The sequence below is a fragment of the Mycobacterium sp. genome (genome assembly GCF_035506235.1).
Taxonomy (GTDB): domain Bacteria; phylum Actinomycetota; class Actinomycetes; order Mycobacteriales; family Mycobacteriaceae; genus Mycobacterium.
Map to the genome: position 1 here is coordinate 1 of NZ_DATJPU010000078.1, position 6,211 is coordinate 6,211.

At 67.7% G+C, this 6,211-nt stretch carries 7 protein-coding genes and 2 pseudogenes; 4 read left to right on the top strand and 5 right to left on the bottom strand.

Features of this window, described 5'->3' with window-relative positions; all coding sequences use genetic code 11:
- Together VMD50_RS07255 and VMD50_RS07260 are read left to right on the top strand one after the other, a co-directional pair.
- Positions 1-266: pseudogene (locus VMD50_RS07255) on the top strand (glutamine synthetase type III); the annotation flags it as partial.
- Positions 267-489: 223 nt separating this feature from the next.
- A pseudogene (locus VMD50_RS07260) lies at positions 490-680 on the top strand (LpqN/LpqT family lipoprotein); the annotation flags it as partial.
- Positions 681-819: 139 nt separating this feature from the next.
- Here VMD50_RS07260 and VMD50_RS07265 read toward each other — a convergent pair.
- Positions 820-1,404 (bottom strand): hypothetical protein, encoded by a 585-nt coding sequence (locus VMD50_RS07265; RefSeq protein ID WP_325426289.1) that lies wholly within the window; start codon positions 1,402-1,404, stop codon positions 820-822.
- A gap of 117 nt (positions 1,405-1,521) precedes the next feature.
- Here VMD50_RS07265 and VMD50_RS07270 point away from each other — a divergent pair, with 117 nt between their 5' ends.
- Positions 1,522-1,836, top strand: a complete 315-nt coding sequence (locus VMD50_RS07270) for a hypothetical protein (RefSeq protein WP_325426291.1) — start codon at positions 1,522-1,524, stop codon at positions 1,834-1,836.
- 57 nt (positions 1,837-1,893) lie between these two features.
- Here the strand turns inward: VMD50_RS07270 and VMD50_RS07275 are convergent, their stop codons facing one another.
- Both VMD50_RS07275 and VMD50_RS07280 read right to left on the bottom strand, forming a co-directional pair.
- Positions 1,894-3,723 carry a serine/threonine protein kinase PknE gene (locus VMD50_RS07275; protein ID WP_325426294.1) on the bottom strand — a complete coding sequence of 610 codons (1,830 nt, stop codon included), beginning with the start codon at positions 3,721-3,723 and terminating at the stop codon, positions 1,894-1,896.
- Between the two features lie 162 nt (positions 3,724-3,885).
- The gene (locus VMD50_RS07280; protein ID WP_414686021.1) at positions 3,886-4,185 is read right to left on the bottom strand and encodes a hypothetical protein; all 300 of its coding nucleotides are present in this window, start codon (positions 4,183-4,185) and stop codon (positions 3,886-3,888) included.
- 281 nt (positions 4,186-4,466) lie between these two features.
- On the opposite strand from VMD50_RS07280, the gene VMD50_RS07285 reads away from it, so the two are divergent.
- Complete coding sequence (locus VMD50_RS07285; RefSeq protein ID WP_325426298.1) at positions 4,467-4,952, top strand: SRPBCC family protein; 486 nt, start codon at positions 4,467-4,469, stop codon at positions 4,950-4,952.
- A 4-nt stretch (positions 4,953-4,956) separates the two neighbouring features.
- Here the strand turns inward: VMD50_RS07285 and VMD50_RS07290 are convergent, their stop codons facing one another.
- Positions 4,957-5,673, bottom strand: a complete 717-nt coding sequence (locus VMD50_RS07290; RefSeq protein ID WP_325426300.1) for a pyrimidine reductase family protein — start codon at positions 5,671-5,673, stop codon at positions 4,957-4,959.
- A 1-nt stretch (position 5,674) separates the two neighbouring features.
- Positions 5,675-6,115 carry a flavin reductase family protein gene (locus tag VMD50_RS07295; protein ID WP_325426302.1) on the bottom strand — a complete coding sequence of 147 codons (441 nt, stop codon included), beginning with the start codon at positions 6,113-6,115 and terminating at the stop codon, positions 5,675-5,677.
- Positions 6,116-6,211: the final 96 nt, after the last annotated feature.

The window sequence follows — 6,211 nt, forward strand, 5'->3', positions numbered from 1 at the left end:
TGAAGACCGCGGGGATAGAGCCGAACACGGCCGCCCTGAAGGCCGTTTCGGCCCCGCTTGACGGTCTGGTCGCGGCGCTGGCGACGCTGAAGGAGGCGCTGTCCGATCATTCGGCGGCGTCGCCCCTCGACGAGGCGAAGCATGCGCAGCACGAGCTGCTGCCGGCGATGGACGCGGTGCGCACGGCCGTCGACGCGCTGGAAAATGTTGTAGCCGACGATCTGTGGCCGCTGCCCACCTACCAGGAGATGCTGTACATCCTGTGACGGACTTCGTCGGGCGTGAGGGCCCGCCGCGCAGGCGGTGGTGATCCGCGGCCCTCACGCCCGGCGATCCGCATCGCGGACGGGAGCACAAGAATTCCGCAAGGACTTCGCCAAGATCTGGCAAGTTCTGTGCCGCAACCTTTCCGCTGACTGGCAATCGCTCGTCGGCCGGAAAGGATCTGAAGTGCCGAAAAGCCCCGATGACAGCACTTACGATGTCGCCATGTCGCTCGAGGCCGGGCAGGTGTTCGCCGGATACACCATCCGGCGGCTGCTGGGCTCGGCGCCATGGACGAGATGTATCTGGCGGCGCACCCATGGCTGCCGCGCGAGGACGCACTGAAGGTATTGCCGCCTGAACTGACCGCCGATGCGGAGTTTCGGGCCCGGTTCGTGCGCGAGGCCGACCTGTCGCCCTGTAAAAGCACCGACGTCGACGTCAAGTTCGCGCGTACCGGCGATTTAGCGGGAACACCCACGAGCGCAACCCCACTGCGAATTTCGCCCGGGTTTTTCGCAGTGCCGCTACGCTCGCGGCCCGTAACGCCACGGCTTACCGGTTGCCGGGCGGACCCATCATGCCGCCGGGTCCCATCATGCCGCCGCCCATCATTTGCTGCATCATCGCGGGCATACCCTGCTCCACGAACCCGGTGACCTCGCGTGCATGCGCGCGGATGGCGTCGGTCAAAGTGGGATCTTCGGCGGTCTCCTCGGCGACCACACCGGTCGCGGTGAGCGTGAATCGGCGGCGATAGCCGTTGGCCCGTCGAAACAGCGTCGGCAGGCTCTGGCTCATGCACCTGACCTCGAACCCCTGATCGAGGTGGGAGTACATGCTCGAGACATGTGCCTGCAGTTGTGCGGCGAGTTCCTGGGATGTCGATTCGGTGGTGGTGCGAACCCCTCCGGGAATCTCTTCCACAACGCGGCTGATCTCGCGGTGCCGGTTGAACATCTCCATGTAGCGGCTCATGTCCACCGAATCGGCACCCATGAACCCCCCGCCGTCGGTGAGGCGAACCTCGGTGGACCCCGATCCAAGCGGGCTCCGACGGACTATCCGCAGACCTAGCACACTGGCCGCGCCGAGCGCCCCGAGCGTGGCAAGTGCGGCCCGCCGTGTGAACTCAGCCAAAGCCCCACCTCCGCATCCTGCCGCCGTGTCATCGGCAAGCTGACCACGCATGCGACCCGCAAGCTAGGGCCAATGGTCCCTACCCCCCACGGGTATGTCTGTGCCATCCTTCGAGCCATGACGGAAACACCCGAACCCACGATCGAACCGACCACCGTGACGGGGCAACCCCGCTACGACAACCGATACGGCGCATCGAGCCGGCTGGGCCAAGCCGCGGCGTGGGTGGTCATCGTCGCCGGGACGCTCTTCGTCGTCTCGGTGATCCTATTCTGGGGGGTGTTGCTGGGCTGGTCGTCGGGCAGCCACTATGGCTGGTACCGCGGGTATTACGGCGGCCACGCCGGGACCTGCCCGATGATGGGATCGGGCGGGATGATGGGGCCTTCGCAAACGCCCACGACGTCCATCCCTCCCACGCCGCACCCCTGAGCGCCGAGTGGATCGAAGCGCGGCCGAATCACCCACTGCCGCAACCCCGTCCGCGGCTTATCCGATCAGTTTGGTGAGCCAGGTCGGGTCCTGATAGTTGACTGACTTGGTGCCGTCCCACACGAACGGCGTGCCGGTGGCGTTGAGCCCGCTCAGTGTCGCGTCCCCGGCAGCGGCCCTGGCTTTGGCGGTGCCGACATCGTCGCCGGCTTTGATGCAGTCGATCACGCTGGCGTCGACGCCGACGGTCTTGGCCAGTTGGGCCAATTCGCCATCGGTGCGGTCTTCGGGGGCGTTCTCCGCGGGCTGGAAGGCGCTGGCGAACAGGCCCGAGTAGAAGGCGCTGTAGAGCTTCGGATCGCTTTGCGCCGCAACGCAGTACGTGGCCGCCACGGCGCGAGTCGAGTAGGTCTTGCTGTGCGACTTGTCGTCGAGGAAGTCCAGCAGGTGATAGCGCACTGCCAGCTTCTTGTTGTTGACTGCGCTGTCGATGTCGCTCGCGTTCGATCGGATGAAGCTGCCGCACGGCGGGCAGATGGGCTCGTTGAAAATGTCGATGGTCGTCGGTGCTGCCGAGCTGCCGATGGACACACCGTCGTCGAGCACGCGCAGCTCGACCGCGTCCGGCGGGGGTGGTGCCGAGGTCGGGGTCGCGGGGGACCGCGACGACGATTGCCATGGGTGGGCGGCAACGACGGCCAATACGCCGGCGACGGCCACCACGACGGTCGCGGCGGCGCCCACCCACAGCCAGGGCTTGCGTCCGGCCCGGGGCGGCTGCCCCCACGGCGGCGCGCCGCCGCCACCCATATCGCCTATGCCCCAAGTCGGCGTGCCGGGCCACCCCGTCGGCTGGGGCACCGGGCCACCGCCGACGACCGGTGACCCGGTAGCCGGGGTCGCCGGCCAGACCGGAGCGTGCGGCGGCGCGTGATTGGCCATGACGGGCGGCGGCACCGACGCATACCCGCCGGGTTGCTGTCCGGCAAACGCGGCGGGCAGCTTGGCGACCTGGCTGCGCTCCAAGATGTCGGTGGCCCGGTCCTGATCCGGTATGGCCAGCGCGGCGTAGGCGGCCGACGACAGGTCACCGCAGGTGGCATAGCGCGCCGCGGGATCCTTGGCCATGCCGCGCGCGATCACCCCGTCGAACGACGCCGGGATGCTCGGGCGCGCGACACTGGGCCGCGGGATCGCCTGGTTGAGGTGCGCCCCCATCACGCTGACGGTGTCGCCCGTGTACGGCGGGGTGCCCGTCAGGCACTCATAAAGCACGCAGGCCAGGGCGTAGATGTCGGCGCGATAAGTCACTTCGCCATCGCTGAACCGCTCCGGCGCCATGTATTTGACGGTGCCCACGGTGGTGCCGAACTGCGTCAGCTTTTCATCCGACGTGGCGCTGGCAATCCCGAAGTCGACGAGATACGCGAAATCGTCGGCGCTGACGAGGATGTTCTCGGGTTTCACGTCGCGATGCATCACCCCGGCGGCGTGTGCGGCGTCGAGCGCGGAGCCGATCTGGCGCACGATCGCCACCGCCCGCGGCGGCGACAGCGGCCCGAAGCGGCTCAGCGTGGTTGCCAGGTTCTTGCCGTCGATCAAGCGCATATCCACGTACAGCTGGCCGTCGATCTCACCGAAGTCGTGAATCGGCACGACGTGCGGTTCCTGCAGCCGACCCGCGGTGCGCGCCTCGCGCTGCATGCGTGAGCGGAAGACCGGGTCGCTGGACAGCGTCTGCGACATCAGCTTGAGCGCCACGATCCGTTCCCGCACCGTGTCCTCGGCCTCGTAGACGTCGCCCATGCCGCCCCGGCCCACCAGCCGCCGTAGCCGATACGGCCCGAATTGCGAACCCTCCCGCGAATCCGCGGTCGTGTCACCCATCGCCGACTCCTCACCCGGGGCCGCAAGCACCTGGAAGCGTGGCCTGCCAGGCATAAGGCTAATGGCTTTGGCGGCGTCGGGGCACGGTGAATAGCGAGAAAGCCGGCTGATTGCGACTTTGCTGGCCGCGGCGCCTGCGGGCCGGACGGCGTGGGCAGCGGCTCAGCGGCATTCCTCGTCGCCGGCTTTGCGTTCGCTGAGACCCTCGCGGGACAGCGCCCGGACGAAACCGTAGGCCTGCATTCCCGCCGGGCCGGGATTTTTGCCGATCCAGTCGTTGATTTTTCCCAGGGCGTTGGCCAGGTCGTCGCGCTTGACTCGGATCAGGTACGTCTTTCGATCGTCGTGCGGATCGTCAAGGGATTCGGCGACGGCGACGGGGTTGCGGAACGCGTAGGCGATCCCGTGCACCGAATCGTGGTTGAGCGCCCAATGCAGTTCGCCGGGCCGCAGTCGGTTCACCGCCAGATTGCGGTATTCATCCTCGTCGTTCGAATCGCTCACGTGGCCACCGACGCTCCTCTCCGGTGCCCGCGAGTGCTTGGACGACGACGGACTGAAGGCAATGTCGCGCAGGCAAATCGATGAAAACATCCCAAGCCTTCATCATAGGAAGCGGCGTGAGTCGCTGCATGCCGAGCAATGGTCCAGCAATCGCGACGGCACCGGCCCTCCACCGGCCAACCCGACGTAGAGTTACCCCCGACGCAATTTACGGCTATCCCTGCTGGCTGCGAGGACGCATGACCGACCGCATCGAGACCCGCCGCACTATCCCGGCCCCCGCGGCCGACATCTTCGCTGTGCTGTGCGACCCGCAGGGCCATGTCGCGATCGACTCCTCGGGGATGCTCCAGGACGCCGAGGGCGACTCGGTGACGGGAGTCGGGGACAGCTTCGTGGTTCATATGGACCGCGAGTCGCTCAACGACTTCCCACAGTTCGGGAAATACGACGTCACCGTCAGCATCAAAGACTACGAGCCGGACCGGCTGATCTCGTGGACGGTCCTCGGCCGAATCCGACCGCAGATCGGGCACGTCTACGGCTACCTGCTCGAACCGGCCGGTGACGGCGCGTCCACCGTGGTCACCTCGTTCTACGACTGGTCGGACATCGACCCGAAGTGGCGGGACGCCGGGATCTTCCCGGTGCTGTCCGAAGGCGCGTTGCGCGCGACTCTCGGCATTCTCGACCGCACGGTCCGCCGGGGTTATCCCCGCGGCTGACTCATCAGCGGCGATATTTCAGGAACACGTAGTCGTCGCAGGCCAACGCGTGCTCGAGCCGCATCGCCACCGGCACCGACAACCGTGCGGGCCGTCGCAGGCCCACGGGTTGGCCACCGGCGAGTTTGGGCGCGAGCGTAACGCACATCTCGGCGATGGCGTCGGCGTCCACCAGCTCATCCAGCAAGGTGGGTCCGCCCTCGCACAGGATGCGGTGCATGCCCTGTGCCCTCAGCAGCGCGACGGCGCGGCTGACGTCGACGGATTCGTCGCCGGCCACCAGGGCCCTCCGCCGGGGGTCGTTGCCGAGGTCGCGCCGGGCGGCGGACCGCGCGCAGGTCACCAGGATCGGTGGCTGGTCGGGGTCGCTGACCAGTCTCGTCGGCAGTTCACCGGTCCGGCTGATCACCGCGATCGGGGGCGGAGCCGGCCGCCCTTCGGCGTGCCGTTTCTCCCGTTGCGCATCGGTGAGCCGCACCGGGCCATAGTTCTCGGCGCGCGCCGTGCCGGCGCCGACCAGGACGACGTCGGCGAAGCCTCGCAGGATTCGCAGCAGTTGCTGATCGGTGGGACAGGACAGCGGCCCCGCGCGACCACCGAAGGCGGCGGCGCCGTCGGCGCTGAAGATCATGTTGGCGCGCACCCCGTCCCGGGGAGTGGCGTAGAACGACGCCAGTTCGGTGATGTCGCCGACGGCGCCCACCCGAGGAGACGCGGGCACGTCAGGCCTCGTGGCCCGGTTCCAGGTGGCGCACGTCGCCGAACGACACCCATTGCTCCAGTTCGTGCGGCGGCTGCCCGTCCACCGGCTCCAGCAGATGACCGACGTGGTCACCCAGGGAGAACCGATCGAGGATTTTGCCGACGAACCAGGCGGCCGCGTCGTCGAGGATGGGCAGCTGCGCCGGCCCGCGGTGCCACGAGCACCGCTCGAACTTGTCGATGGTGTCGCCGGTCTGGCTGCCGAACAGTTCCGCGACGTCGATGTGCCCGCGGTCGAAGACGTGCACCGCGAGGTGGCTGGCGCCGGCGGCGACCCGGAAGGTGTGGTTCTTCTTGGAAAGGCCGACGAGGAAGCGCGGCGGGTGGATGCTGGTTTGGCTGGCGAAGCCGACCAGGCAGCCGGCGTCGACGCCGTCGGCCTGCGTGGTCACGACGAACATCGGATAGTTCAGCAGCGCCACCAGCTTTTCGAATGCTTCCGATTTTTCTGGTGCTTCCGTTCCGGGCTCGGCCACCCGCTCAGTCTTCCCGTTCGG